This window comes from Stappia sp. ICDLI1TA098 (assembly GCF_054880955.1).
Genome location: NZ_JBTZBT010000001.1, coordinates 2276187 through 2302037, shown reverse-complemented (window position 1 = coordinate 2302037; position 25851 = coordinate 2276187). Strand labels below are relative to the sequence as shown.

Below are 25851 nucleotides of genomic sequence, written 5' to 3'. Positions count from 1 at the left end.
GCGTTCGGCCGCGTGCCGCCTCGTACCCTTCACAAGGTTTCAGCAGACAGAGTCCCAGGAGCACGACGCATCATGGATCGCATCGAAATCGCCGGCCTGAAGATTGCCCCCGAATTGCGCGACTTCGTCGAGAAGGAGGCACTGCCGGGAACCGGCGTCGCAGCTGGTGACTTCTGGTCCGGGTTCGCGGACATTCTGCGCGACCTCGCGCCGGTGAACCGCGAGCTTCTTGCTCGCCGCGACGAGCTTCAGGCGAAGATCGACGACTGGCACCGTGCGCATCCCGGTCCTGTCGACCTAAAGGCCTACACCGCGTTCCTGCGCGAGATTGGTTATCTCGTGGAAGAGGGCGGCGACTTCGCCGTGACGACCGCCGATGTCGACCCGGAAATCTCCACGCTCGCAGGCCCGCAGCTCGTCGTTCCGATCACCAACGCCCGCTACGCGCTCAATGCGGCGAATGCGCGCTGGGGCTCGCTCTATGATGCGCTCTACGGCACGGATGCCATGGGCAGCCTGCCGAAGCCGGGCGGCTATGACGCCGCGCGCGGCGCAGAGGTGGTGGCCTATGCGCGCCAGGTTCTCGACGCGCGCGCCCCACTGTCCGGCTCCTGGGCGGAGGCCGCCGGGCTTTGCGTGCGTGACGGCACTCTTGTGGTCGCATCTTCCGCTGGCGGCGAGATGACGTTGAAGGACGCGGGCCAGTTCGCCGGCTATCGCGGCGATGCCGCCGCCCCCGACGCGGTGCTCCTCACCAAGAACGGCCTTCACCTGGAGATCGTGGTCGACCGCACGAGCCCGATCGGCAAGGCGGATGCCGCCGGCATCGCCGACGTGGTGCTGGAGGCGGCCGTCTCCACCATCATGGACTGCGAGGATTCCGTCGCCGCGGTTGATGCCGAGGACAAGGTCGTCGCCTATCGCAACTGGCTCGGCCTGCTGAAGGGCGATCTGTCCGCCAGTTTCGAGAAGGGCGGCAAGACGGTTACCCGGCGCATGGAAGGGGATCGGACCTACACCACCCCGCAAGGCGGCGCGCTCACCCTCCACGGCCGTTCGCTGATGCTTGTGCGCAACGTCGGTCACCTGATGACGACGCCGGCGGTTCTCGACGAGGATGGCGGGGAGATCCCAGAGGGCATTCTCGATGCCATGATGACGGCGCTGATCGCCAAGCACGACATCGGCAGCGGTGGCGCCAATGGCGGTGGCCTGCGCGCCAACTCGCGCGCGGGCTCGCTCTACATCGTCAAGCCGAAGATGCACGGGCCGGAGGAGGTCGCCTTCGCGCAGACGCTGTTCTCTCGCGTCGAGAAGGTGCTGGGCCTTGCCGCCAACACGCTCAAGATGGGCATCATGGACGAGGAGCGCCGCACCACGGTCAACCTCAAGGAGTGCATCCGCGCTGCATCCGCCCGCGTCTGCTTCATCAACACCGGCTTCCTCGACCGCACCGGAGACGAGATGCACACGTCGATGGAAGCTGGCCCGATGATTCGCAAGGGCGACATGAAGTCGGCTGCGTGGATCCAGGCCTATGAAAACTCGAATGTGGACGTGGGCCTCGAGTGCGGCCTGCCGGGGCACGCCCAGATCGGCAAGGGCATGTGGGCCATGCCCGATCTGATGCAGGCGATGCTGGAGCAGAAGATCGGCCATCCGAAGGCGGGCGCCACCACCGCCTGGGTGCCGTCGCCGACCGCCGCGACCCTTCATGCGCTGCACTATCATCTGGTCGATGTCGCCGCCCGGCAGAAGGAGCTGGCCACGCGCGGCCGCGCCAGCCTCGATGACATTCTCTCGATCCCGGTCGCCGAGCGGCCGAACTGGACGGCGGAAGAGATCCAGGCCGAGCTCGACAACAACGCCCAGGGCATCCTCGGCTACGTTGTGCGCTGGGTCGACCAGGGCGTCGGCTGTTCCAAGGTGCCGGACATCAACGATATCGGACTGATGGAGGACAGGGCGACGCTGCGCATTTCCTCGCAGCACATCGCCAACTGGCTGCGTCACGGTGTTTGCACTCAGGCGCAGGTCATGGAAACGATGAAGCGCATGGCGACCGTCGTCGACGGCCAGAACGCCGGAGACCCGCTCTATCGGCCGATGGCGAAGGACTATGACGCCTCCATTGCCTTCAAGGCGGCCTGCGATCTGGTGTTCAAGGGCACGAGCCAGCCGTCGGGCTACACCGAGCCGATCCTGCACGCCCGTCGTCTCGAGGTGAAGGCATCCGCGCGCGGCTGACTTTCGACCTTTCCGCCTCTGGTCCTGCCGCCCGCGCTCAGGCGCGGGTGGTGAAGGGGTGTGGGAAGCGCTCGGCGCGTCGCGGCAGGAGGGCGGAGAGCCGGGTCTGTTCCGTTTCGCTGTAGACGAAGCGCCAGCCCGACCTTGCGCCGTGCACCCAGCGCCGCTCGGCGCGCATCTCGAGCCCGTGCGCCAGAATCGCGATCCTGGCGTTGATGGCGAGTTTCGGAAGCTCGTCGGCCTCGATGCTGCACCCCGTCAGGCTCAGGTCGACAAGCGTGCCGGCGACCGGGCCGCGCATGGTCAGGACCATGACATCGGCTTCGCCTCTTGCACGCGGCGCACTGCGCCGTTCAGGCTTTTCGCCCTCGGATCGGCGGCGGGAATTCTCCTTGGAAAGTGGCGGTCGAAGCGGCTCGTCGGGTGATGTGCGGTTGCGTTCGAGAACCATCTGAATGAACGGACCGAAGTTGCTGCCCTGTGGGGGCTCTGCCATCTTCTCTCTCCCACCCGATAAGCGTGTCGACGAATCGTATCTTGCCAGAATTTCTGGGTTCTCTCGGAAATGAATGCAAGCCTTGGCGGGAACTCGCTCACGACATATCCGCGTCCGCCTGTCCGGTCGTTGCCGGGTGCCGCCATCCGCTTACGCGTTTACATGGTGCGTGCGGTGTCCCTCGCCAGGGGAGTCTTGAGCCGGACGCTCGCAGCGCCTGGATCACGCCGTCCGGCCCATCGGCAGGACGATGCGCGCCGAGAGCCCGCCCTCCGGCCTGTTGGACAACACCAGCGTGCCGCCGTGTGCGTGCACGATGGAGCGTGTGATCGACAGACCAAGCCCGATCCCTCCCGTTTCTTCCGAACGGGATTCCTCCAGCCGGACAAAGGGTTCGAACACGTCCTGAAGCCTGTCTTCCGGGATGCCTGGGCCATTGTCGAGGACTGTGATGGCGAGGGTGTCGGCGGTTGCCTCCAGCTTGATTTCAGTCCCCTTGCCGTAGCGCAGGGCGTTCTCGACAAGATTGCGCAGGGCGCGCTTGAGGCTAAGGGGGCGGAAGGACGAAACGATGCGTCGGCCCGGCTTTTCGAAGGAAACCGTCTGTCCGATATCGCGGTAGTCCTCGACGATGGCCTCCAGGAATTCGCCGAGGTCGATGCGGGCGACATCCTCGCGCGATGCTTCATCGCGTGCAAGCGCAAGCGTTGCCTCGACCATGCGTTGCATCTCGTCGAGTGTTTCGATCATCTTCTCGCGGTTCTCGTCGTCGTCGATGAACTCGGCGCGGATGCGCAAGGAGGTGATCGGGGTCCTGAGGTCGTGGCTGATCGCGCCAAGCATGCGGGTGCGGTCGCGCACGAAACGGGTCAGCCGGTCCTGCATGACGTTGAACGCGTGGATCGTGCCGCGAACTTCCGAGGGGCCGCGTTCGACGAGCGGATCGACGTCCTCCCCCCGCCCGAGTCGCTCGGCAGCCGCCGAGAGGTCGCGCAAGGGGCGCGTCAGCCGGCGCACGGTGAAGGCGATGACGAGAACGATGGCCGCGGCCATCAGGCCGGCGGTCACGAGAAGCGGCGTCAGTGTGTTGCGAGGCACGCGGAAACGGCTGACACCATTGAGCCAGCGCCCGTCGGAAAGCGACACCGACAGTGTGAGCAAGGTTGGCGCGTCCTTCCAGCGGTGATGGCGCTTTCCGCTCTTTTTCGGTGCATCCCTGTCAACATCGTCATCATCGGACTCACCGATCCGGTACATGCCCTTCGGGGGCATCGGCGGGCGTCGCACCACGTCGATCCTCACCTCGCGCCCGTCGCCGATTTCCTCGCTCAGCATTTCGGCCAGCCGCGTGTCGGTTTGGCGATCACCGCTGCGGGCAAGCGCCGGATCGCTGGAAACCCAGAACCGCAGGAAGGGGCTCGACACGGCCCCGAGAATGTCGTCGTGCATGTCGGGAGGCGAGGCGTCGATCCAGCGCACGAGCGAGCCCGTGCGCGACAGGATGACGTTGCGGGCAAGGTCCACCAGCGCGACGCGGCGCTCGTCGGTGAAGAGCCAGAGGGTGATGAGCTGCGCGCCGACGACGGCGATCAGCAGCAATGCGATAAGCTGGCCGGCCAGCGAGCGCGGCCAGAGGCGGAAGCGGGCGCGGGCGCTCATGCGGTGCTGTCCTCGACTTCAGCGGTGAATGTGTAGCCGCCGCCCCAGACGGTCTTGATCAGCTCCGGGGTCTTCGGATCTGCTTCGATCTTCCGCCGCAGCCGGCTGACCTGATTGTCGATCGACCTGTCGAAGACGCCGGGGCTGCGTCCGGAAGTGAGATCGAGAAGCTGGTCGCGCGACAGGACCATGCGGGGACGCTTCAGGAATGCCACGAGGAGCTGGAACTCGCCGGTGGAAAGCGGCACGGCGACGCCGTCCTCTCCGGTGAGCAGCCGCTTCGGCACGTCCAGTGTCCATCCGGCAAAGGCAAGTTGCTCCGCCTCCACCGGGTCGCGTTCCTTTGGCACCTGGGATGAGCGGCGCAGCACCGCGCGAACCCGTGCAAGCAGCTCGCGCGGATTGAAGGGCTTGGTCACGTAGTCATCTGCGCCGATCTCTAGGCCGATGATCCGGTCGGTTTCCTCCGCCATTGCAGTAAGCAGGATGACTGGCGTCGCCTCGCTCTCCATGAGATGGCGGCAGAGCGACAGGCCGTCCTCGCCGGGCATCATGATATCGAGCACGACAAGATCCACCGACGCCGCCTTGAGGAACTTGCGTGCCTGGGCGGCATTTTCCGCGACGGAGGCGCGCAGGCCATTCTTGCGCAGATAGCGCGCGAGCGATTCCCGGATGTCGCGATGGTCGTCGACGACGAGGATGTGGTGTCCGCTTTCGGTCATGTGTCTCGTATCCATAAGGCCTGCACCTTCTATCTATCGAGACCGCCGCCAGCTTGGAAATCCCAATTGTATCGAGGTGTAACGGAGCCGCGCAGGGCGACAGCTTGCGACACAACAGGGGCAATCCGGGCATAGTTCTGCGACAGGCGCCGCCTATCTCTTGCTCATCGATTTCACATTCGATGAGGAGTTTCGATATGAAAACCGTACGCAATCTGGCCCTCGTGGCGATCACCGCAGCCCTGACCGGCGCCTTCGCCATGCCCGCTTTCGCCGATCGTGACGGCAAGCGCAACGAGCAGGGCCAGGAGCGGTCCTGGATGCACAAGGGCGGGCATCACAACAAGGACGGCAAGCGCGGCTGGGGCAAGCGCCATGGTCACCACGGCCCGCAGCGCATGGGCATGATGATGACCTTCGCCGAGATTTTCGACACCGATGGCGACGGCAAGATCACCCAGGCTGAGATCGACGCCAAGCGCGAGGAACTCTTCAAGCTCGCCGACAAGGATGGCGACGGCCGCGTCACGCTCGAGGAATTCAGGGCAGCTTATGCCGAGGTCGTGGTCACGCCGCGCGTGCGGGCTTTCCAGCGCCTCGACCGCGACGGCGACGGCAAGGTCACCGAGGAGGAATACAACCGGCGTGCCGAGCGCATGCTGTCTCGCCTCGACCGGATGAACGAGCGTGATGACGACGAGGAGCGCGGCGACAAGCGCGGCCAGCGCTGGGGCAAGCGCAACGGCCCGGCCATGGAGCGCTTCGACACCGATGGTGACGGCAAGGTCACGTCTGATGAGGTTCGCGCCGCCCGTGCGGAGCGTTTCGCCAAGGCCGACGCCAATGGCGACAAGGTCCTGACGCTTGACGAGTTCTCCACGATCTGGCTGGAGCGCGCCGACGGTCGCATTGTCCGCATGTTCCAGTTCCTCGACCGCAACGGTGATCTCGCCGTGACCACGGACGAGGCGGAGCGCCCGACCAGGAACCTGGTGAGCCGCATGGACCGCAACGGCGACGGCGCGCTTTCCTTTGCCGACCGTCCGCGTGGCCGGCATGGCATGGGTATGGGCAAGGGCAGGCCGCACCATGGCATGCCGGGTGGACCGCGCATGCCGGGCGGCCCCGGTCAGCCGCCGGCGGCCGAGACCCGCTGACGCTTGCGGACAGCCACCTGTCCGGCAGTCGTCGCCGGAGCGGATTTCCGCTCCGGCGACGACGCGCGTCGGGGAGAGGGAAACCTTTGACGCCGCAACGTTTGCCGCTTGGCGCCGCCTTGGCGGCTGTCATAAAAAACATGAGGTGAAAAACGAGTTTTTCCTTGATTGTTACGGCCTCCTGATTCATATCTCCCCTTGCCCAAATTCGCACGTGCCCGTGGTCGTCCAACCGAAAGGTGGCAGCTGCTCATAGGGCCCGGATTATTCCGGAGAGAGCAGCAAAACGGACGGCTTAAAGCAACGACGTAAGAGGGCTTTTTTGGTCTCTGCCGGGTTTCCAAGTCCCGGGGTCACTGAAGAGGCACTTGTTACATCATTGCCCGCTGTGCGGTTCGGAAAACCCGATCCAATCCAAGGCATCAATCGCGGTACGGCCGTGCCATGGCATCATGCTGTGGTTTCGAGCCCGATCGCTCGCAAATGCAACGCGTGTTCTGTCCGTCTCCAAAGCGGACCGGCCGACGCCGTGCATTCGCGATCCTGTGACGCAGTTCGGAACGGGTGACTGACATGACCGAGCGCATTCGCAACTTTCTCCGCCAGCGACGAGACGACGAGCCTTGCGTCGTTGTTGACCTCGATATCGTGCACGACAACTATCTGGCCTTCGAGCGTGCCCTCCCGGATACGCGCGTGTTCTATGCCGTGAAGGCCAATCCCGAGCCGGAGATCCTTGAGCTCCTGGCGCGCCTGGGCTCGTCCTTCGACTGTGCCTCTGTCGCCGAGATCGAGATGGTCCTGGCGTCCGGCGCCGGCCCGGAGCGCATTTCCTTCGGCAACACCATCAAGAAGGAGCGCGATGTCGCGCGTGCCTTCGAGCTGGGCGTTCGCCTCTTTGCCGTCGACTGCGAGGCAGAGGTCGACAAGATCGCCCGCGCCGCCGCCGGTTCTCAGGTTTTCTGCCGCATTCTGTGCGACGGCGCCGGCGCCGACTGGCCGCTTTCGCGCAAGTTCGGCTGCGCGCCGGAGATGGCTCCGACCGTTCTCGAGCATGCTCATCGCTCGGGCCTGACCGCTCATGGCGTTTCCTTCCACGTCGGCTCCCAGCAGGCCAATGTGGATGCCTGGGACACGGCGCTCGCGTCGGCTGCCGGCATCTTCCGCGAGATGGCCGAGCGCGGCATCACGCTGTCCATGGTCAACCTCGGTGGCGGCTTCCCCGCACGCTACCTGAAGGATGTCCCTGGCGTGCCGCGGTACGGCGAGGCGATCCTGTGCGGCCTGTCGAAGCACTTCGGCAACCGCATTCCGCAGACGATCATCGAGCCCGGCCGTGGCCTGGTTGGCGATGCGGGCATGATCGAGGCCGAGGTGGTCCTGATCTCCAAGAAGTCCGCCAGCGAGGATGAGATCCGCTGGGTCTATCTCGACATTGGCAAGTTCAACGGCCTTGCGGAGACCATGGACGAGGCGATCCGCTATCCGATCCGCACGGACAAGGACGACGATCGCAAGACCCCTTGCGTGCTCGCCGGCCCGACCTGCGACAGCGTCGATGTGCTCTACGAGAAGACCCCCTATGAACTCCCGGTCAGCCTGTCCATTGGCGACAAGGTTCTGATCGAGGCCTGCGGCGCCTATACGACGACTTATTCTTCGGTCGCGTTCAACGGGTTCAAGCCGCTGCGCTCCTACGTCATCTGATTGACGCCATCATCCATCCATATCCAGCCGACCGGTCGCGAATGCGGCCGGTCGGCGCTATGTTCCCGATATGGCGGCGCCGTCGCGCGCCGCCGCAGCGAATTTCCACGACGAGAGGAAGCCCGCAATGACCGATGAGACGGCCACGGCCGCGAAAAAGCCCGCCAAGCGTGGCGCCAGCCGGAAGCCGGCGGCCGAGATCGCTTCCGGGCAGAGCCACCCTGTCTACGGAACCATTTCCGGCCCGATCGTCATGATCGGCTTCGGTTCGATCGGCCGCGGCACGCTGCCGCTGATCGAGCGGCATTTCAATTTCGACACCAAGCGCGTGACGATTGTCGATCCGGTTGATACCGACCGCGCTCTTGTCGACGAGCGCGGCTACCGCTTCGAGAAGGTCGCGATTACGCCGGAGAACTACCGCGAGGTGCTGTCACCGCTGCTCACGGAGGGCGAGGGCCAGGGCTTCTGCGTCAATCTCTCCGTCGACACATCGTCGCTCGACCTGATGAAGCTTTGCCGCGAACTCGGCGTGCTCTACATCGACACCGTCGTCGAGCCCTGGCTCGGCTTCTATTTCGACGAGAGTGCGGGCAACGAGGAGCGCACCAACTACGCGCTGCGCGAGACCGTGCGCCGCGAAAAGAAGAAGAACCCTGGCGGCACCACGGCCGTTTCCTGCTGTGGCGCAAACCCGGGAATGGTGTCCTGGTTCGTCAAGCAGGCGCTGGTCGACGTCGCCCGCGACACCGGGATCAAGTTCGAGGAGCCGACCAACCGCAAGGGCTGGGCGAAGCTCATGAAGAAGGTCGGCGTCAAGGGCGTGCACATCGCCGAGCGCGATACCCAGCGCGCCAAGAAGCCCAAGCCGATGGGCGCCTTCTGGAACACCTGGTCGGTCGAGGGGTTCCTCTCCGAAGGCTTCCAGCCTTCCGAGCTTGGCTGGGGCACCCATGAAACCTGGATGCCGAAGAACGCCCGCAGGCACAAGAAGGGCTGCAAGGCGGCGATCTATCTGGAGCAGCCGGGCGCCAACACCCGCGTGCGCACCTGGTGCCCGACGCCGGGCGCTCAGTATGGCTTCCTCGTCACGCACAATGAGTCGATCTCCATCGCCGACTATTTCACCGTGAAGGAAGACGGCAAGGTCAAGTATCGCCCGACCTGCCACTACGCCTACCATCCGGCGAACGATGCGGTGCTGTCGCTGCACGAGCTCTTCGGCGCGGCCGGCAAGGTTCAGGAGACGCTGCACGTCCTCACCGAGGACGAGATCATCGACGGCATCGACGAGCTTGGCGTGCTGCTCTACGGCCACGAGAAGAATGCCTATTGGTACGGCTCGCAGCTTTCCATTGAGGAGACGCGGGAAATCGCTCCCTATCAGAACGCCACCGGTCTGCAGGTGACGTCCGCCGTGCTCGCCGGCATGGTCTGGGCTCTGGAAAACCCGAAGGAAGGCATCGTCGAGGCGGACGAGATGGATTATCGCCGCTGCCTCGAGGTTCAGGGCCCCTACCTGGGGCCGGTCAAGGGATACTACACCGACTGGACCCCGCTTGACGGTCGTCCGGGGCTCTTCCCCGAAGACATCGACGAGAGCGATCCCTGGCAGTTCCGCAACATTCTGGTTCGCTGAAACGCGCCTGGATGAAACGAAGCGACCCCGGTGCAGGGCGCACCGGGGTCGGGTGGCGGCGCTTTCCTCCCGCAAGCCTGAGCCGGATCGGGTGACGGCAAGCAAGGGATGGAAGGCCTGCCAGGGTCTGGCAATTGGCCGGGGGGAACGGCTCGGCGCGATGCGCCACCTGACCCGTGAGCGACACTAGCGGAGTGGTCGGGCAATCCTGTGACCTCCGTCACGTATGGTGCGATCTTCGACCTGTTTTCACTTTTTATTCAATGTCTTACGTCGCGGAATCCGATGCGCGCGGGTTCCGCGCTCGACGCCGGCGCTGGGAGTGGCTACAAAGCCTCCGCGCCGCAATCGTCACGCGCGGCGCGTCAGGCGAGGAACCGAGCCAGATATGAAGCCGACCAATCCCGTATTCACCGGCCTGCCCACCACGATCTTCGAGACAATGTCGCGACTGGCCATGGCTCACGGCGCGATCAATCTCGGACAGGGCTTTCCGGATGTCGACGGTCCGGAAGACGTGCGCAGGATCGCGGCCGACTCATTGATCACCGGCCCCAACCAGTACCCGCCGATGCTGGGGCTGCCGGAGCTGCGACAGGCCGTTGCGCAGAGCAACAGCCGATTCTACGGGATCGACGTCGACTGGCAGAGCGAAGTGATGGTCACCTCCGGGGCGACCGAGGCGCTTGCCGACGTGCTCCTTGCGCTTCTGGAGCCGGGCGACGAAGTCATTCTCATCGAACCGCTTTACGACTGCTACCTGCCGCTGGTGAAGCGGGCGGGCGGCATTCCGGTGCGCCTGCGCGTCACCCCGCCGCAATGGCGGCTCGATCTGACGGCTCTCGAGAACGCCTTTACCGAAAACACCAAGGCGATCCTGCTCAACAACCCGATGAACCCGGCCGGCAAGGTCTTCGCCGAGGAGGAGCTCGCGGCGATCGCAAGACTGTGCAACGAGCACGGCGTCTATGCGATCTGCGACGAGGTCTACGAGCATCTGCTGTTCGACGGCCGTGTCCATCGCCCGCTGATGGCTTTCCCCGGTATGCGCGAGCGCAGCGTGCGCATTGGCTCTGCCGGCAAGACCTTCTCGCTGACCGGCTGGAAGGTCGGCTATGTGACGGCCGCGCCGAACCTGCTCGACCCGATTGCCAAGGCGCATCAGTTCGTCACCTTCACGACCCCGCCGAACCTGCAGCGCGCCGTTGCCTACGGTCTTGGCAAGGACGACAGCTATTTCGAGGACTTGGCCGGCTCGATGCAGGCCAAGCGCGACCGCATCCTGACCGGGCTTGCCGGCCTCGGTTTCGGTGTCCTTCCTTGCGAGGGCACCTATTTCGCGACCTGCGACGTGTCGACGCTCGGGCTCGAGGGCACCGACGTCGACATCTGCCGCCAGCTTGTGGAGGAGGCGGGCGTTGCCGCCGTTCCCGTCTCCGCCTTCTATGTCGCCGATGCGCCGACGAACTTCGTGCGCTTCTGCTTCTGCAAGCGCGACGAGGTGCTCGATGCCGCACTGGAGCGGCTGGGGACATGGGTCGAGGGACGCCGTCTGGCGGGCGTGTCCGCGCCTGCCGCCCGCGTCGCCGCCGGAGAGGACTGAGATGGAAAATCCCGTTCTGGTCGAGGTGCTGCGCGGCACTGCCGTCGAAAGTCGCCATCGCGGCACCGTCGCCGTGGTCGATGCAGCCGGCAAGATTATCACCGCCATTGGCGACGTATCGCGCCCCGTGTTCCCACGCTCGGCGGTGAAGGCCCTTCAGGCCTTACCGCTGGTGGAATCAGGGGCGGCGGACGCGCTCGATCTGAGCCCGGCGGAACTGGCGCTTGCCTGTTCGTCGCATAATGGCGAGGAGGTGCATGTCAATTCCGCGCGCGTGATGCTGGTCAAGGCCGGTCTGGACGAGGACGCGCTCGAGTGCGGCACGCACTGGCCGAAGCGGATGCAGGATGTCGCCCAATTGCACCGCGCCGACGTCTGCCCCTGCGCGCTACACAACAACTGCTCCGGCAAGCACGCCGGTTTTCTGGGACTCGCCCGTACGCTCGGCGTTGCCACCCGAGGCTACATCGAGCCGGATCATCCGGTGCAGATGGAGGCCCGTGCCGCCATGGAGGGCATGATCGGCATGTCGCTTTCCGACATGGCGCGCGGCACCGATGGCTGCTCTATCCCGACCTATGCCATGCCGCTCGACCGTCTGGCGCAAGGGTTCGCCTGTTTCGGCACCGGCGAGGGGCTCGAGCCGATCCGCGCCGATGCGACCGCCCGTCTTTATGACGCCTGCGTCGAGAATCCGTTCATGGTCGCCGGCACGGGGCGTTTCTGTTCGCAGGTGATGGGCGCATTGTCGGGCCGTGTCTTCGTCAAGACGGGCGCCGAAGGTGTGTTCATTGCCTCGATCCCGGAAAAGGGCCTGGGCGTTGCGCTCAAGTGCGAGGATGGCGCGACGCGTGCCTCCGAGACCATGATGGCTGCCGTCATCGAGGCGCTGATCGAGCTTGACGAGGACGAGAGCAAGGCGTTGGCGCCCTGGCTGCAGCCGAGGCTGGAGAACTGGAACGGCATACACGTGGGCGACGTGCGCCCCGTGCGCGAGGCTTTTCAGGGCATGCGCCGCGCTGCCGGATAGCCAAAGGCCTCAGCTCACGAGGTTTCCCGACAGCGACAGATGCGGGTAGGTCTTTGCGCATGCCTGCGTCAGGTCGTCGGTGACCGGGTCCTTCCAGCGATAGCCGACGACGCCGCCCGCGCTTGCACCCGAGATCAGATTGCTGGCGATGAGCGCGGGGCCGGCTTCCTCGACGACCGTGACCGCAATGCCCGTCGGGCAATCGCGGATTACGTTGGAGGTTGCCGCGACATCGCGCAGATACGGCCCCCAGCCCATGTGCAGTCCGATCCTCGCTGCCTTCTCGATGACATTGCCTGTCACTGCCGTATCGGCTTCCACGGCGATGCCGATGCCGAAGCCTTGCACCTCGGCAGGGTAGGGGCCTTCATTTGCAATATTGCGGATCACGTTGCCCGAGCAGGTGGCGAGCCGTCCACCGTCGAGAAAATTGGCTATGGAAATGCCGATGGCTCCGCCGTCGACGAGATTGTCGGCGATGACGGCGCCCTGGAAGGCGAATTCCGAGTAGATCGCCGTTTCGCCCGAACGCAGGCAGGAGTTGCCCTCGACAATGAGCGACGAACCGGAGTTCGAGCGGATCGCGGAGAAGGCGCAGTCGGCGACCCGGTTTCCGCGCACGATCACGCCATGGGCGCGGAAGACGTTGATGCCGTTCCCGTTCTGCCCTGTTCCTCCGTCGATGGCGGCGATCTTCTCGATCCGGTTCCCGGAAACGATGGTGCCGTCCTCGCCCTCGTTCCAGCGGTAGACGAGGATGCCGGCATTGCCGCAGTCGCGCACCAGGTTGTCGGTGATCGCGAGCCCCGTCGCCTCGATGGACCTGAGACCGGCCTGGCGCGCGCCCGAGATCGTGTTTGCATGGATGCGGCCCGACGTCCGGTCCAGGGCGATGCCAGCCTTGGCGCTGCCGGAAACCGTGCAGCCTGTCACCTCAAGGTCGCTTGCGTCGGCAAAATGCAGCAGGCCCGGCGTGTATTCGCCAAGCGCGCGGTTGCCGCCGTCGAAATGAATGCCCTCAAGGCCGATGGACTTGGCGCGTTCTCCGTAGATCAGATGTCCGCCGCCCTGATAGTCGAAACGGGTCTGTCCGGGCAGACCGACGAGCCGCGTGCCGGAGGGAAGGCGCAGGTTGGCGACCGCGTAGCGCCCGCCTGGCAGGAACAGGGCCCGGCCGCGTTTGGCGGCGGCATCGATTGCCCGCTGCAACAGTGCGCTCTGGTCGTCCGCAGCGCCGGGGCGCACGCCGAACTCGCCGGCGTCGATGGTTCCGCGAAGGTCCGCGATCCGCTGAGCCGCGGCCGGCTGGATCAGAAGCGTGGCGGTCGCTGCAAGCCCGCCGCCGAGCAGGGCTCGGCGGGTCATGGAATGCGCGACGGTTGACCTGTATCTTTTCTGGATCATGCACCTGTCCTTCACGGGACAGGCGCAATCCTCATGCCAGCATCGATGTCCCGTTTCGGGACGGCGTGCCTTAGCGGTTGTACCAGATGATGCGCTGAAGGGCAGCCTTGCGAAGCTGAGCCTCCGGCGGCAGCCGGTCGAACGGGCCGTCGTACTGCGAGATGGCATAGACGAGGGTGACGTTCTTCGTCCCCGCTGCCTGACAGATCGCCATGCCCCGCCACAGGTTGCGTCCATCGCGGCAGGAGCTGCGCGGCGTTCCGATCTCGTCGAAGGTCATGCCGATCCGCTCGCCGTTCGGGCCGGTCAGATGGTGGGTGACACCATGCACTTCACGGATCTTGCCGCCGTCTCCCTTGAAGATCTGGAGCACCTGGAAACCGTCGGAATTGAACGCGCCCATGGCCCATTCGGTTCGGTCTTCCGTTGCCGACTGAAAGCCTTCCGCCGTGAAGCCGGGCAGGGCCGCCTCGATCGCCTTCTTGGAGTAGGGCGTCTGCGCGTTAAGTCCGCCGGCGCCGCTTGCGGTGATCTGGACCAGCGTCACGTCGGAGGTGCGGGCAACCGTGATCGGTCCATCCATCTCCATCGTCGGGGAACAGGCCGCGAGCAGAAAGCTCGAGATGAGCGAAAGGGCCGCGACGGTTTTTTGAAGGGTCATGAAAACTCTCGGATCTTGCGTCAGGAGCTGCCCTCCGGCGCGCGAGGAGCGCGTGCGCTGCCGTGGGCGGGCGCTAAAGGGCGGGGCACGCGAGCGCTGCGGAGCGACGGTGATGGCATAGCATTCGCACCGGCGCTCGAAAAGGCCCAGTGTGGCAGGCGTCCCCGCCATTCGCTGTCGCCAGCCTGGTGCCGGACATCGGATCCCCAACATGCGCAGGGAGGTGTCTTTCTTGCGCGTTCAGGGCGGCTCTGGCGGATTTCAGGCAGTTTGCCTCATGTCGAAATCACCAAGGGGCGACAACCTTGGGTGTATTTGCTCGCTATTGCCCATTTTTTGGTTGCGACGATTGCCCGTAATTCGACATAAATAGACAAGGTAATGCAGGCAAAGCGGGAATCGGCCCGACGGTGGACGGTGCGGGGGCAGGAAGAGGCTCGGTCCTGTTCGCCTCCGGTCCCGAAGCCGCTGGCACGCTGCAGAAGTCCGCAGGGTGCTGCCCGCAAAAGTTGTTGCCGGCTGGTGAGACTCGAGCGAATCTGGCCGGGAAATGTGAGTTCTTCCGAGAGTAGACGTAGATTATACGTATTTAACGTTGTATCTTCTACTCTCTATCTCTTGGCCGGTAACGTGCCGTTTTCGGGTGGGAGGCGGGTCATCGGTGGGTGCGGTGCCTTTCCTGACGGAGCGTTGGGGCGCGATTGAACGCATGGCGGATCCGGGCGGCTGCAAAGAAGCTGTTCAGATTCTCGCCGTTAGCATGGCGGCTTCCGGCGCGTGACGGAAGGGCGCCTGGGTATGACGGAAAGGCGGAGACAGATGGCCGAACCGATGGAACTGCAGTCAAAGGCGCTGGCGATCGCGGAGGCCCAGTCGGCCAAGCATGTTCTCGACATCGTCGAAGCGCAGTTGCGCCGCATGGGGGCGACCCACATCCTGATCACGGGATTGCCGATGCCGAACCGGCCGATCAACGGCCTCGTGCACCGCTTCCGCTGGGCTGACGACCGTGCTGGCGGCATTGAGCGTTCCGAGCTCGACACGCATGACGGCGCGCTGATGCTTGGCCTGATGCGCAATCGTCCCTTCATCTGGGACGTGACCGCCGGAGAAACCAGCCATTCCGAGCTCTTTGCCTCGCTCGGCGGCGACACCCGTGTCGTCGTGGTGCCGGTGATGGAGGCTCAGCCCTTCCAGGCGCTCGTGCTGGGCGGCGGCGCCCATCTCGAGGGTGGCAAGATCGAGCTGGCCAATCTCGAGTTGATCTGCAACGCGGCCTTCCGCCGGCTGATCGAGCTTGGCGCGATCACCACGCAACGCCCGGGCGATCTCTCAGCCCGCGAGCGCCGGGTGCTCGAGCTGACCGCATTGGGCAATACTGCCAGCGACATTGCGGAGCTGCTCGACATTTCCCAGCGCACGGTTCACGCCCATCTGCAGAACGCTAGCGCCAAGCTCAACGCCTCGAACAAGACCCACACGGTCGTCGAGGCGCTGCGTTACGGTCAGATCCGCCTTTAGCGCGGCACTGGTCGTCCTGTTCCGGCCCGGCGCTTGCGTCGGGCCTTTTTCGTTGCGGTTGCTGCCGCAAGGGCATGCCTGCTTCCGTCTTTCACCCGGACAAAATCCCTTCTAGTCTGCAGGCCAACCATCCGGCTGTCGGCGCCCGCCGGCGACTACGGGAGCTTTCTCGCATCATGACAAACCCGGCAGTCTCGCCCTTCCGTCTCGCGATGGGCGGCTTCCTGTGCCTTGCGGCGGCCATGGGGATCGGTCGTTTCGTTCTCACACCGATCCTTCCCTATATGGCGGAGACGATACCGCTCACCGCCGCCCAGGGCGGTTTCGTCGCGTCCGCAAACTTCCTCGGCTATCTTCTGGGCGCGCTCGGCGCGACCGCCTTTCCCCGTCGCCATCTCCAGGCAGGCTTTGCTGTCGGCCTGGCCGGCAGCGTGCTGACGACCGGCATGATGGCGCTGGACGATGGCGTTGTCTTCCTTGCCGCGATCCGCTTCCTGGGTGGTCTGGCCAGCGCCGGCGTGCTGGTCTTTTCCTCGACCTTCGTGCTGGAGAACCTGGCCGCCGGCGGTAACGCGAAGCTTGGCGATGTGCATTTTGCCGGCGTCGGGATCGGTATTGCCCTCTCGGCGGTTGTCGTGGGCGGCCTTGCGCACGGAGGAGGGAACTGGCGCGGGCTGTGGGGGGGCTCGGGACTGCTCTCGCTCGCGCTTTGCTGCGGGGCATGGGTCTGTCTGGCGCCCGGCATGCGCGCGGAAGCGGAGGCCGCACGGGCTCCGGTCCCTGTGGGAGCGGATGCAGGCACGAAGCGCGGCTCCCATGCGCGCATTCCGCCGGCGCTGATGCGCATTGCGCTCGCCTACGGGCTCTTCGGCATCGGCTATGTCGTGACGGCGACCTTCCTGACAAGCATCCTGCGCGCCTCCGAGAGCCTTGCTCCGTTCGAAGCACCGGCCTGGGCCGCCGTCGGCCTTTCGGCAGCGATTTCGGTCTGGGTGTGGGGGCGTATTGCCGCTCGCATCGGCCTTGGTCGCGGGTTCGCGCTTGCCTGTGTTCTCGAGGCGATCGGTATCGCGGCAAGCGTGCTCGTTCCCGGCGTGGCGGGCCTTGCGATCGCCGCCATCCTGTTCGGCGGCACCTTCATGGGCATCACGTCGCTCGGCCTCGTCGAGGCGCGTCGCCTGTCCACCGGTGACCCGCGCCGCCTGCTTGGGGTCATGACCGCCTGCTTCGGCGTCGGCCAGATGGTGGGGCCGACGCTGGCCGGACTGATTGCCGATGCGACGGGCAGCTTCTACTGGCCTTCGCTCGGGGCGGCGGCGGTGCTTCTTCTCGCCGCGCTTCTCGTGGGGCCCTTCGCAGAACGCGCCTGAGGTTCCATCAAGGAAAAAGGCGGGCCGGATTTCTCCGCCCGCCTCTTCTTGTTGTTGTCCCGGTGCCGCGACCACGCTCAGCCGTGGGCGAAGTCCCAGTAAAGCTCTTTCGCGCGCGCCGCGATCGGGCCCGGCTGCATCTCCCGGTCCTCGATCCGCTTGACCGGCACCACCTTGTAGTAGTTGCCGGAGGAGAAGATCTCGTCGGCGTCCAGGAAGTCGCCATAGCCGAGCGTCCGCTCGTAGACGTCGACGCCGGCATCGCGCAGCAGCTTGATGGTGCGCTGGCGGGTGATGCCGTTCAGGAAGGTGCCGTTCCACGCCGGCGTATGCACCGCCCCGTCCTTGGCCATGAACACATTGGCCGTGGTCAGTTCCGCGACATTGCCGAGCATGTCGAGCACGATGGCATTGTCGAAGCCGCGCGACTTCGCCTCGACGATGGCGCGCGCGTTGTTCGGGTAGAGGCATCCGGCCTTGGCGTTGACGGGCATGGTCTCCAGCGTCGGCCGGCGGAACGGCGACAGCGTCAGGCTGATCGCCGTGTCCTTCGGCGCCATGCCGGCCTCGAACAGGCAAAGCGCGAAGCGCGTTCCCTCCGGATCGGCGGCGATGGTGCCGATGCCTTCGGTCTCGCCCCAGTACATCGGCTTGATGTAGACGGCGGCGTCGGAGGGGAACTTCTTCAGGCCTTCCCGAGCCAGCTCCATCATCTGCCCGACCTGCATCGTCGGCTTCAGGCCGAGAGCGCGGGCGGAATCGTTCACGCGCTGGCAGTGCAGGTCGAGATCCGGGGTCACGCCCTCGAATGCGCGCGCGCCGTCAAATACGCTGGAGCTCAGCCAGGCTGCATGGCTGCGGGTTCCCATGATCGGGGCGTTGCCCTCGATCCAGTCACCGTCGATCCAGTTCCAGGTCTGCGACCACTCGGCCATCTTCTTCTCCGATCCGTTGCGAGGTCATTTCGTGAAACGGATCGAACGCCCTTAGGCCGGCAAGGTCAAGCGTTTGCCCCCATCCGGTGGAAAAACGAATGGATTGTTTTTCAAGTCGCCTTGCATGGCTCTCACAGGGGCGTGAAACACCATACCGCGAGGAGAATTTTTCCTGCCCTTCCCTCGGCGGATCCGATGTCGCGCAAGCACGGCGGTTCTTCAAGGAAGGGCTCGGCTGGCGCGGGGCCTGCTTCGTCTGTAGGGGCGTTGCCGACGATGGGGGGCCATCCCGCGCCGTGACGGGCGATTTCACAAACAGGTGTTGGTTGCTGGCGGGACTGGGCCATTGACTTCGCGACTTGCGCGCGGTCACTCTGCGACGGTTTCCGGAAAACCGGCTTTCCCGCCAAGGACCTCTCATGTCGCATACCGCCGCCCGCCCGATCTCTGCCTATGTCTTCGACGCCTATGGAACGCTTTTCGACGTTCATGCCGCGGTGCGACGGCATGCGGGCGATCTTCCGCAGGCGCAGAGGCTGTCCGCGATCTGGCGCGAGAAGCAGCTCGAGTATTCCTGGACCCGGGCGCTGATGGGCCGCTATCTCGACTTCTGGGCGTTGACGGAACAGGCGCTCGATACGGCGATGTCGATCGTCGGCCACAGCGACGATGCGCTGCGGGCCCGGCTTCTGGAGGCCTACTGGAAGCTCGACTGTTATCAGGAGGTGCCGACCGTCCTCAAGCGGCTGAAGGATGACGGCCACCGGCTGGCGATCCTTTCGAACGGCTCGCCGGCGATGCTGGAAGCCGCCGTGAGCGCCGCCGGTATCGGCGATCTGCTTGACGAGGTCTTCTCGGTCGATCTGCTCAAGACCTACAAGACCAGTCAGGACGTCTATGAGATCGTCACCAATCACTTCCGGATTTATCCGGAGACGGTCTCCTTCCAGTCCTCGAACCGGTGGGACGTTGCCGGAGCGACAGCGTTCGGTTTCCGCACGGTATGGATCAACCGTGCAGGCGCGGCTGACGAATACGCCGACCTGCCGCCCGCCGCGGTGCTCAACGATCTGAACGGCCTGCTCGCGCTGGCCTGATCCGCTCCTCTGCCGACCACCCGTCCGCGCTGGCAGGCCGCGGTTGCCCGGTTCACTCTTCCGGTTCGGTCTCGAAGCGCAGCGGGAAGCCGTTGGCCTTGCCCGCGTCGGAGGCGCGCGAGGCCTTGGTCTCGGCGACGTCGCGCGGGAACACGGCAACGACGCAGACACCCTGCTGGTGCGCGGTGATCATGACGCGGGCCGCCTCGTCCTCGCTCATGCGGAACTCGGCCGCGAGCACGGCCACGACGAATTCGCGCGGCGTGAAATCATCGTTCAGCAGGAGAACCTTGTAGAGGCGCGGGCGCTCGACGCGGGTGCGCGCTTCCGGGTTCAGCGTGGTGGTGTTTCGGTCGCTCATGGCGGCGGCTCCGGAGCGGTGCGGCCTTCAGGGCGCGCGCGAACCGCTCGCTTCTTGCTGGAGGTGCCCGCGTCGGGCTCCCCGCGGTCTTCGGGTGCTGGAGGGGCCGGCCGTTCTGCGTGCGCAGGACGCCACCCACTCTTCGGGCAAGGCAATAGCACAGATCGGATTGGGGTGCATCCTGTCTTGCGCCGCAGCATCACCGCCAGCCCTTGCCAGACGTCCCGCGAATGACTAATTCCGCCCCATGCTCAAAGACACAGCCTCCCCAACGTCCGCCGCCCGTCCCGACGCCGCTTCCGAGAGCGCCGTTCCGCAGGCCCGCAAGCACCCGGTCACCCACGAGATCCACGGCATCTCGCGCGAGGACCCTTACGACTGGCTGCGCGCCGGCAACTGGCAGGAGGTCATGCGCGCACCGGAAACACTCGATCCGGAGATCCGTGCCTATCTCGAGGCGGAAAACGCCCATCTCGAAGCCGCCATGGCCGACACACAGGTCCTTCAGGACACGCTGTTTTCCGAGATGAAAGGCCGGATCAAGGAGGACGACAGCTCCGTTCCGATGCCTGACGGCCCCTTTGCCTACGGCATTTCCTACGTGGCCGGAGGCCAGCATCCGCGGCTGGTGCGCATCGAGCGCGACCGGCTCGGCGAGGATGCCAGCGCGGGTGCGGAAATCCTCATCGACGGTGACCGTGAGGCCGAGGGGAAAGCCTATTTCCGTCTTGCCGGCGCCATGCACGCGCCCGATCATGGCAGGCTCGCCTGGGCCTATGACGACAAGGGCTCGGAGTTCTTCACCCTGAAGATCCGCGACCTGAAGAGCGGTCGCGACCTCGACGACGTGATCGAGGACACCGGCGGCGGTGGCGTCTGGTCCGCCTGCGGACGTTATGTCTTCTATGTGCGGCTTGACGACAATCACCGGCCCTCGAAGCTGTTCCGCCACGAGATCGGCACGCCGACGAGCGAGGACGTTCTCGTCTACGAGGAGGCGGATGCGGGCTTCTTCATGGGTGTTGGCAAGACCCAGTCGGGCCGGTTCATCAGCATCGACATCCATGATCACGAAACGTCGGAAACCTGGCTGATTCCGTCCGACACGCCGACCGCCGAGCCGCGCCTGGTCGCTGCGCGCGAGACCGGCACGGAATACACGGTCGACGATGACGGTGCCGGCACGCTCTACATCCTGACCAATGCCGATGGCGCGGAGGACTTCCGCATCGCAACGGCCGCGGCCGAAGTTGTGCTGTCGAACCCGGGGCGCGATGCCTGGCAGGACCTGGTACCACACCGGAGCGGGCGGCTGATCCTGTCGCACACTGTGTACGCCAAGCACATGGTGCGGCTGGAGCGTGAGGACGGCCTGCCGCGCATCGTCGTCCGGCGCATTGCCGACGGCCTGGAACACGCCATTTCCTTCGACGAGGAGGCCTATTCGCTCGGTCTGTCGGATGGCTACGAGTTCAACACCAACCGCATCCGCTTTTCCTATTCGTCGATGACGACGCCGGCGCAGGTCTTCGACTACGACATGGAGACGCGCGAGCGAGCGCTGCGCAAGACCCAGGAAGTGCCCTCCGGCCATGACGCGGGCGACTATGTCACGCGCCGCATTCACGCGCCGGCCGCCGACGGCGAGACGGTTCCCGTGTCGCTCATCTACAGGAAGGACACGCCGCTCGATGGGTCGGCACCCTGCCTTCTCTATGGCTACGGCTCCTACGGCATTACCATTCCTGCGAGCTTCAACACCAATTGCCTCTCGCTGGTCGACCGCGGCTTTGTGTATGCCATTGCCCATGTGCGCGGCGGCAAGGACAAGGGGTTTCGCTGGTACAAGGACGGGCGACGGGCGCAGAAAGAAAATACCTTCAGGGATTTCATCACCGCCGCAAGGCATCTCGCCAGTGAGGGCTTCTCCTCTTCCGACCGGATCGTGGCGCAGGGTGGTTCCGCCGGCGGCATGCTGATGGGCGCGGTGGCCAACATGGCGCCGGAGGCCTTTGGCGGCATTATCGCGGAAGTGCCCTTCGTCGACGTGCTCAACACGATGCTCGACGAGACCCTGCCGCTGACCCCGCCGGAATGGCCGGAATGGGGCAATCCGCTCGCTTCGCTGGAGGACTACCGCACGATCGCGGCCTATTCGCCCTACGACAATGTCGCCGCGCAGGACTACCCGCCGATCCTTGCCGTTGGTGGCCTGACCGATCCGCGCGTCACCTACTGGGAGCCCGCCAAGTGGGTCGCCCGCCTGCGTGAGCTTCGCACCAACCAGGCGCCGCTCTACCTGAAGACCAACATGGAAGCCGGTCACGGCGGAGCCTCCGGCCGCTTCGACCGGCTGAAGGAAGTGGCCCTCGTCTATGCCTTCGCATTGAAGGTCGCGGGCCGGGCGGGCTGAAGAAGCAATCCACGATGGGCTCAGGCGCGTAGGAAAGGGAAGAGGCGGTGCGATGACGCCGCCTCTGTCCCTCAAGCGATCCGGGAGACCGTCGATGCCTGTTCTCGTCTTCTGCCAGGAAGCCGCGCGACGAAGCGTGCGCGCCTGGTTCGCCGTGCTTGCCGCGGTCTTCGTTCTCTCCCTGATCGCCGCGAGCGCCGCCTCGGCCGCCGGAGCCCGTCCGTTGGTTCTCGAGGAATTCTTCCAGGGTCGGACGGTGGGTGAAGGCGTGTTTGTCAGCGACTTTGCCGGCGTCAGGCGTCCCTTCACCGTGGTGACCCGGGGTACCTGGAACGCGAAGACCTTCACCCTGCGTCTGCGCGAGGATTTCCGCTACGCCGATGGCGAGCGGGACACGAAGGTCTGGTTCTTTCAAAAGGTCGCGGCCGACCGCTATATCGCCTCGCGGTCCGACGTGCTGACGCCGGTCAACATCCGCTCGGGCGGCTCTCGGCTACGCTTCGACTATCCTGCAACGGTCGAGACCGCCGACGGCCCCGTCGCGCTGCGGTTCTACGACACGCTGACGCAGGTCGACCGCAAGACGGTGCGAAACACGGCCAATGTGATGAAATACGGCTTCGTGATCGGAATGGTAGAGGTCACCTTCCACAAGCCGTGAGCCGGTATAACAAAGAAAGCGGGCGGAGCATGGCGCTCCGCCCGCTTTCCGGGTCCGGAATGTCCTCGTGCCATCCGCATGGGGCTCGCGGCTGGCACATCTCTCCGGATCCGGTTCACATCCGGGTGCCGGTCAGCTGGTGCTGCAGGTCTTGATGCCGAAGAGCGTATAGGCGGGGCACCAGCGAAAAAGCCCGGTCGCCAGCGGCACGACGCCGATGAAGCCGACCCATTTCCATGCGATATCCGCCGGGCCAAACAGTGCGAACGCGATCAGCGCCAGGCCGACCACGATCCTGAGAGCGCGGTCGACACCGCCGACATTGCTGGTAACGAGGGACATGATGGATCTCTTTCCTTGGCGAGGGCGTGACAACGCATAAGTGAATTCTATATTTCGAATATAATGATTAAATGAAATCATTTCAAGCGCATCGGTATTGGTGCGGAGGCGGCGAAAACAGTATGGACCCTTCGAAACCTGCCTCATGCGATAAGATTGCCGAAAGGGATGGGCGCTAGGCTGTCGCATGCGATTTCCCCCTTCTCCCGCCGCATTTTAGTTTGAAAAATGCCGGGAAGGCTCGTGAAAGCGCGGGATCACCTCATGAGGCGCCGGCACGCGGCCGGGCACCTTGCCCAACGAACAGACCAGAAGAGGCCACTATGCGAAACCGCCTGTCGAGGACGTCGACCGCCCTTTGTCTTGCCGTCGCCCTTGCCGCCGCGCAGGCCGTGCCGGCCAACGCCGGCATCCTGTCCGACCTGCTTTTCGCGCCGACCCATGACCCGGCCTATGTGCCCCAGACCTACGGCACCCAATACGACTGCAAGGCGATGTCGCAGAAATACGGGGCGCAGAACGTCTGGCGCGGCCTCATCGGCGGGCGCAAGCAGGTGGACCTTCGCGTGAGCCAGTATTCGCGCGAAGGCTGCTTCAAGACCCAGGCCGAGTGCCAGGCATTCCTCACCTATATGTCGGGCTACTTCCTGCAGGTGTTCACGCAGTCCTGCCGCAAGGGCGCGTGATCGCGCGCCTTCGGCAGGACTGCTTGGTAGATACGAAAAAGGCGGGACCCTTGGGTCCCGCCTTTTCTATCTGCGTGCTCCGGCTTTGCGTGCCGGGCGGACCTGATCAGGAGGCCTTCTGGAGCAGTTCCTCGACGTACTCCCAGTTGATCAGGTTGTCGACGAATGCCTCGAGGTACTTCGGGCGCGCGTTGCGGTAATCGATGTAGTAGGAGTGCTCCCACACATCGACGCCGAGCAGCGGCGCAGCGCCATGGACCAGCGGATTCTCGCCGTTCGGCGTCTTCATGATTTCCAGCTTGCCGTCCTTGAGGGCGAGCCAGGCCCAGCCGGAGCCGAACTGGCCGGCGCCGGCGGCGAGGAAGTCCTCACGGAACTTGGCATAGCCGCCGAGATCGGAATCGATCTTCGAGGCAACGGTGCCCGGAAGCTTGGTGCCGCCGCCATTCGGCTTCATCCACTTCCAGAAATGGATGTGGTTGAAGTGCTGCGCGGCGTTGTTGAAGAGGCCGGCGTTCTTGCCGAAGCTCTCCTTGATGACGTCCTCGAGAGACTTGCCCTCGAGACCCGATCCCTCGAGCAGCTTGTTGCCGTTGGTCACATAGGCCTGATGATGCTTGTCATGGTGATACTCGAGCGTCTCAGCCGACATGTAGGGGCCAAGCGCATCATAGGCGTAGGGAAGATCCGGGAGTTCAAAAGCCATAGTGACGTCCTCCGAGTAAGTCGGGCAGTTCGATGTGCAGGGCGAGCGCGGCTCGGCGGCCCGCAAGTGCGGCGGGCACGCGCAGCCGTTCACCTGCGCGAGTTAATTGAGATGACCCGTGCCGCGTGAGGCGGCTGGCGGGCCAGAGCGGCGACGCCGCGAGCGTGTGTCGCGGATGCCTGTCTCACAAGGGAAAATAGGCACCTGACCGGCAAACGGCAACGGGTGCCAGCGGAATTTCCCGTATGGATCGGCCGGGACGTCGCGGCGGCAAGGCACTCTCGCGTGAAATGGGGAGGCCTTGCAAAAACACAGCCGACGCCGGTGCTTGGAACAGCTTCAGTCGACAGCAGGGCAAAGACGCCAGGTTGACCCGGGCGCCCTTGCCAGGTCGCGTCAGTAGGTCATCATCGGGTCGAGCGACTTCGCCTGCTCCACCCATTTCTCGACCGCGCTTTCGCTCGGAAGCTGACGAACGAGCTTTTTCTCCTCGTTCACTTCCTTCATCTTGGCGGCCAGGTTCGCGGCGTTGCGGTGCTTCAGTTCCTTGACCGTGTCGACGCCCGCGGCTTCCAGCAGCTCGGAATATTCCTCGCCAACGCCGCTGATGCGCATCAGGTCGGCCATGTTCGCCCACTTCAGGATGCGCTTGTCATCGATGCCGGTTTCCTCGGCGAGTGCCTTGCGTCCCTTGGGATCCTTGGCCCGTTCCAGATAGGCTGCTGTGGTCTTGATCCCGATCGCGGTCAGCTTTTCCGCATAGACGGGGCCAATACCCTCAATCTCGTCGATGGAATAGGACATCTTCTTCTCCGTGGTGCCGGTCCTTGGACCATGATTGACGGACCTTCTGCGGATCGGCGCGCGTTGCCCCGGCGCGCCGCCGCTCCCTGCCTGTTCCTTGTTCGCCCGTGCCTAGACGATCTGGCCGAGGCCGGGAATTCCATCGATGACCTTGTCGACCAGCTCGTCGCCGGCGTGTTCGCGCGCCACTTTCACCAGTTCGCGCGTGACGGTCTGGATCTCGCCCATGTCGAGGCCGGCGCTGTTGAGCTTGTTGAGCGCGCCCATGGCGCCCATGGCTCCGCCAAACATGCCACCCAGCATGCCGCCGCCGCGCTCTTCCTCGGTGACGAGTGCCTCGGCGCCGGGCATGGCGGCAAGCACCTTGTCCACCTGCTCCTGCGGGCCGTCCTTCTTGAGGAAGTTGAGGATAATCGTGACGGCCTCACGCGCAACATCCTCGCTGATGCCGGCGGCCGAGGCGATGCGGCTGATGATTTCGTCCATTCGATCCTCCAGAATCAAGATATGAATTCGTGTATCTGACACCAGCGCGGGCCGATCCACAACAGCTATACACAACCCCTGCGGCACGTTACATGACAGGAGCGGCCGGCCGGAGCGGGCCGTGCGGAAGAAGTCCGGGCG

Annotated in this window: 23 protein-coding genes; 12 read left to right on the top strand and 11 right to left on the bottom strand. The window is 64.8% G+C overall.

The features are described from left to right. Positions 1–69 precede the first annotated feature (69 nt). On the top strand, positions 70–2247 hold the full coding sequence (locus ACSLUQ_RS10315) for a malate synthase G (protein WP_461808492.1): 2178 nt from the start codon (positions 70–72) through the stop codon (positions 2245–2247). A 37-nt stretch (positions 2248–2284) separates the two neighbouring features. Here the strand turns inward: ACSLUQ_RS10315 and ACSLUQ_RS10310 are convergent, their stop codons facing one another. The 3 genes from ACSLUQ_RS10310 to ACSLUQ_RS10300 form a co-directional block, all read right to left on the bottom strand. Then, on the bottom strand, positions 2285–2743 hold the full coding sequence (locus tag ACSLUQ_RS10310) for a PilZ domain-containing protein (protein ID WP_417773756.1): 459 nt from the start codon (positions 2741–2743) through the stop codon (positions 2285–2287). Positions 2744–2965: 222 nt separating this feature from the next. Beyond that, positions 2966–4402, bottom strand: coding sequence for an ATP-binding protein (locus ACSLUQ_RS10305; protein ID WP_461808446.1), 1437 nt, complete (start codon positions 4400–4402; stop codon positions 2966–2968). After that, the gene (locus ACSLUQ_RS10300; protein WP_417773754.1) at positions 4399–5127 is read right to left on the bottom strand and encodes a response regulator; all 729 of its coding nucleotides are present in this window, start codon (positions 5125–5127) and stop codon (positions 4399–4401) included. Before ACSLUQ_RS10300 ends, ACSLUQ_RS10305 begins: the two co-directional genes overlap by 4 nt. A 197-nt stretch (positions 5128–5324) precedes the next feature. Between ACSLUQ_RS10300 and ACSLUQ_RS10295 the strand changes: the two genes are divergently transcribed. The 5 genes from ACSLUQ_RS10295 (at position 5325) to ACSLUQ_RS10275 (ending at position 12263) form a co-directional block, all read left to right on the top strand. Further along, positions 5325–6284 (top strand): EF-hand domain-containing protein, encoded by a 960-nt coding sequence (locus ACSLUQ_RS10295; RefSeq protein ID WP_417773753.1) that lies wholly within the window; start codon positions 5325–5327, stop codon positions 6282–6284. 573 nt (positions 6285–6857) lie between these two features. Further along, on the top strand, positions 6858–7991 hold the full coding sequence (locus ACSLUQ_RS10290; RefSeq protein ID WP_461808445.1) for a type III PLP-dependent enzyme: 1134 nt from the start codon (positions 6858–6860) through the stop codon (positions 7989–7991). Positions 7992–8244: 253 nt separating this feature from the next. Then, a complete protein-coding gene (locus ACSLUQ_RS10285; RefSeq protein ID WP_417773838.1) occupies positions 8245–9630 on the top strand; it encodes a homospermidine synthase in 1386 nt (461 codons plus the stop codon). 388 nt (positions 9631–10018) lie between these two features. Beyond that, a complete protein-coding gene (locus tag ACSLUQ_RS10280; RefSeq protein ID WP_417773751.1) occupies positions 10019–11233 on the top strand; it encodes an aminotransferase in 1215 nt (404 codons plus the stop codon). A 1-nt stretch (position 11234) separates the two neighbouring features. Then, positions 11235–12263, top strand: a complete 1029-nt coding sequence (locus ACSLUQ_RS10275; RefSeq protein WP_461808444.1) for an asparaginase — start codon at positions 11235–11237, stop codon at positions 12261–12263. A 9-nt stretch (positions 12264–12272) separates the two neighbouring features. On the opposite strand, the gene ACSLUQ_RS10270 is transcribed toward ACSLUQ_RS10275, so the two are convergent. Then, entirely contained in the window at positions 12273–13667 is a 1395-nt protein-coding gene (locus ACSLUQ_RS10270; RefSeq protein WP_461808443.1) for a TIGR03808 family TAT-translocated repetitive protein, read from the bottom strand. A 70-nt stretch (positions 13668–13737) separates the two neighbouring features. Further along, positions 13738–14328 carry a DUF1131 family protein gene (locus ACSLUQ_RS10265; RefSeq protein ID WP_461808442.1) on the bottom strand — a complete coding sequence of 197 codons (591 nt, stop codon included), beginning with the start codon at positions 14326–14328 and terminating at the stop codon, positions 13738–13740. An 819-nt stretch (positions 14329–15147) separates the two neighbouring features. On the opposite strand from ACSLUQ_RS10265, the gene ACSLUQ_RS10260 reads away from it, so the two are divergent. Beyond that, positions 15148–15849, top strand: coding sequence for a helix-turn-helix transcriptional regulator (locus ACSLUQ_RS10260; protein WP_417773747.1), 702 nt, complete (start codon positions 15148–15150; stop codon positions 15847–15849). 176 nt (positions 15850–16025) lie between these two features. After that, on the top strand, positions 16026–17219 hold the full coding sequence (locus tag ACSLUQ_RS10255; RefSeq protein WP_461808441.1) for a YbfB/YjiJ family MFS transporter: 1194 nt from the start codon (positions 16026–16028) through the stop codon (positions 17217–17219). 77 nt (positions 17220–17296) lie between these two features. Here ACSLUQ_RS10255 and ACSLUQ_RS10250 read toward each other — a convergent pair whose 3' ends face one another. Beyond that, complete coding sequence (locus tag ACSLUQ_RS10250) at positions 17297–18154, bottom strand: branched-chain amino acid aminotransferase (protein WP_417773745.1); 858 nt, start codon at positions 18152–18154, stop codon at positions 17297–17299. A 419-nt stretch (positions 18155–18573) separates the two neighbouring features. Between ACSLUQ_RS10250 and ACSLUQ_RS10245 the strand changes: the two genes are divergently transcribed. Beyond that, positions 18574–19251: a haloacid dehalogenase type II gene (locus tag ACSLUQ_RS10245; protein WP_417773744.1), complete on the top strand. Its 678-nt coding sequence runs from the start codon at positions 18574–18576 to the stop codon at positions 19249–19251. Positions 19252–19303: 52 nt separating this feature from the next. Here the strand turns inward: ACSLUQ_RS10245 and clpS are convergent, their stop codons facing one another. Then, complete coding sequence (gene clpS / locus ACSLUQ_RS10240) at positions 19304–19612, bottom strand: ATP-dependent Clp protease adapter ClpS (RefSeq protein ID WP_417773743.1); 309 nt, start codon at positions 19610–19612, stop codon at positions 19304–19306. Between the two features lie 247 nt (positions 19613–19859). Here clpS and ACSLUQ_RS10235 point away from each other — a divergent pair, with 247 nt between their 5' ends. Both ACSLUQ_RS10235 and ACSLUQ_RS10230 read left to right on the top strand, forming a co-directional pair. Continuing rightward, positions 19860–22025 (top strand): S9 family peptidase, encoded by a 2166-nt coding sequence (locus ACSLUQ_RS10235; RefSeq protein ID WP_461808440.1) that lies wholly within the window; start codon positions 19860–19862, stop codon positions 22023–22025. A gap of 94 nt (positions 22026–22119) precedes the next feature. After that, the gene (locus ACSLUQ_RS10230) at positions 22120–22686 is read left to right on the top strand and encodes a DUF3833 family protein (RefSeq protein WP_461808439.1); all 567 of its coding nucleotides are present in this window, start codon (positions 22120–22122) and stop codon (positions 22684–22686) included. A 132-nt stretch (positions 22687–22818) separates the two neighbouring features. Here ACSLUQ_RS10230 and ACSLUQ_RS10225 read toward each other — a convergent pair whose 3' ends face one another. Next, positions 22819–23028 carry a YgaP family membrane protein gene (locus ACSLUQ_RS10225; RefSeq protein ID WP_461808438.1) on the bottom strand — a complete coding sequence of 70 codons (210 nt, stop codon included), beginning with the start codon at positions 23026–23028 and terminating at the stop codon, positions 22819–22821. A gap of 323 nt (positions 23029–23351) precedes the next feature. Here ACSLUQ_RS10225 and ACSLUQ_RS10220 point away from each other — a divergent pair, with 323 nt between their 5' ends. Next, the gene (locus ACSLUQ_RS10220; protein WP_417773739.1) at positions 23352–23714 is read left to right on the top strand and encodes a hypothetical protein; all 363 of its coding nucleotides are present in this window, start codon (positions 23352–23354) and stop codon (positions 23712–23714) included. Positions 23715–23820: 106 nt separating this feature from the next. Here the strand turns inward: ACSLUQ_RS10220 and ACSLUQ_RS10215 are convergent, their stop codons facing one another. From ACSLUQ_RS10215 to ACSLUQ_RS10205, 3 genes are all read right to left on the bottom strand, one after another. Continuing rightward, positions 23821–24420: a superoxide dismutase gene (locus ACSLUQ_RS10215; RefSeq protein WP_417773738.1), complete on the bottom strand. Its 600-nt coding sequence runs from the start codon at positions 24418–24420 to the stop codon at positions 23821–23823. A gap of 396 nt (positions 24421–24816) precedes the next feature. Beyond that, the gene (locus ACSLUQ_RS10210; RefSeq protein WP_417773737.1) at positions 24817–25224 is read right to left on the bottom strand and encodes a DUF4332 domain-containing protein; all 408 of its coding nucleotides are present in this window, start codon (positions 25222–25224) and stop codon (positions 24817–24819) included. A 111-nt stretch (positions 25225–25335) separates the two neighbouring features. Continuing rightward, positions 25336–25710 (bottom strand): DUF2267 domain-containing protein, encoded by a 375-nt coding sequence (locus ACSLUQ_RS10205; protein ID WP_417773736.1) that lies wholly within the window; start codon positions 25708–25710, stop codon positions 25336–25338. Between the last annotated feature and the right edge of the window lie 141 nt (positions 25711–25851).